This is a genomic window from Photobacterium alginatilyticum, from assembly GCF_009910675.1.
In the GTDB taxonomy this organism is placed as follows: Bacteria; Pseudomonadota; Gammaproteobacteria; order Enterobacterales; family Vibrionaceae; genus Photobacterium; species Photobacterium alginatilyticum.
The window spans coordinates 1-353 of the sequence record NZ_RSEJ01000416.1; the positions used below are offsets into that span (position 1 = coordinate 1).

Genomic DNA, 353 nt, shown 5'->3' on the forward strand with positions numbered 1-353 from the left:
TCATGTCCTCCTTGGCCGAGTCGGGAAAGAATTGGCGAAAGAATCGCTCCTTGAACTCGTCCCAGTCAACATCGCCTACTGGATGGGTCCCGACTATTCCACGCTGGGTTGCCTCCCAAGTAGCGCCTTTGTTTACCGTCGTTGGCTCGACGTAACTTCCGTGCTCCTTCACTCCGCCGGAATTGGGTTTTTAAAGCCTTCATGAAATATCTGCAACTTATGGCCATTCATCTTGCACACCTTGGCCGTGTCCATACTTCGTGTCTCAACTGCATAATGAGGATAAATGTTAGCAATTATAAAAGGTCCAACCCACTGAGAACGCAACTTACCTGGAAACCACCGAAACAATG

At 49.0% G+C, this 353-nt stretch carries 1 protein-coding gene; it reads right to left on the reverse strand.

What is annotated here, in order from left to right:
• Positions 1-168: 168 nt before the first annotated feature.
• The coding region (locus tag EIZ48_RS29335) for a hypothetical protein (RefSeq protein ID WP_205298673.1) at positions 169-353 on the reverse strand (185 nt) is incomplete at its 5' end.